Raw genomic sequence first — 978 nt, 5'->3', positions numbered from 1 at the left:
AAGCGTCCATCGTTGTCCCCTATGAAGCGAATCGAGGGATCGTATGGATTCAGCCCTTTAGCCGTTTGTCACGTACTCCTTCGCCCGATTGCCCTGGAGCTAGTTCTTGAAAACGGTCCCCCAAGCCGTGTATCCAGTTGGGGTCCACGGTTGGCTGAGGTATGACACGGGATGGATGGAGCCGGACTGACGCAGGATATCCCCGGAGCGGGGCCGCCGGCACATGACAGTGTGCTGGAATCTGACGTTCGTCGCGATATAGCAATCAAATTTGAGAGCCTGGGCGGCAGTGGTCATGGCCCTGAATTCGCGATTTTCCAGCAACATCTCGGCGCTCAGTCCGACGGCCTGCTCGCCTGGGCGGATTTGGGCGCCGACTTGCTGACTGGAGCCCTTGAATCTCGCTTCGACGGCGTCGGCCTAGAGGAGACCACGATTGCCTTTGCCCCCGTCCACAGCGACGAGTGGTGGACCAAGGACAAGCGCTATTGGATGGCGATGCGGTCTTTCCTAAAGACCGACCAGGTTGACACCGATCAGGCGACATCGCAGGCGTGCCGTAGGCTTCAGTCCTTACGCCGCGCCCTGATCGCCGATCTGGAGGCTGGCGAGAAGATATTCGTATTCAAAACTTTGTATCGAAACCTCACCGAGGCTGAAATCGATCGGTTGCATGCCGCTGTCAGGGCATACGGCGATTCGACACTGTTCTATGTGCGCTATGCGGACGATGGGCATCCGAATGGCACGGTGGAGGCGGTGAAGCCCGGCCTCCTGGTCGGCTACATTGATCGGTTCAAGCTCTCGCGCTCGAACCAGTTATCCTCAGCACCGCCGATTTCATCCTGGTTGGCGATCTGCCGCAAGGCCTATTCGGTGTGGCCAGGGGAATCGCTTGAATGTCTCACGCGGTGCGTTGGATGATTTTCTCCAGGTAATCTTGGTTCCAGCCCGCGCGTTTACGGCGGTTTTTCAAGC

The 978-nt window shown here is 58.1% G+C and carries 1 protein-coding gene; it reads left to right on the top strand.

Annotated elements, in window-relative coordinates; all coding sequences use genetic code 11:
• Positions 1 to 171 precede the first annotated feature (171 nt).
• The gene (locus GSQ89_RS36040; RefSeq protein WP_158932943.1) at positions 172 to 924 is read left to right on the top strand and encodes a hypothetical protein; all 753 of its coding nucleotides are present in this window, start codon (positions 172 to 174) and stop codon (positions 922 to 924) included.
• The last annotated feature ends 54 nt before the right edge of the window (positions 925 to 978 follow it).

The organism is Acidisphaera sp. S103 (genome assembly GCF_009765975.1).
In the GTDB taxonomy this organism is placed as follows: Bacteria; Pseudomonadota; Alphaproteobacteria; order Acetobacterales; family Acetobacteraceae; genus Rhodopila.
The sequence above is the reverse complement of the archived record's forward strand: the minus strand, read 5'-3'. Positions and strand labels throughout refer to the sequence as shown.

Coding starts and splice junctions, on each gene's coding strand:
- GSQ89_RS36040 (WP_158932943.1), top strand. CDS start 172: ATGGATGGAGCCGGACTGACGCAGGATATCCCCGGAGCGGGGCCGCCG.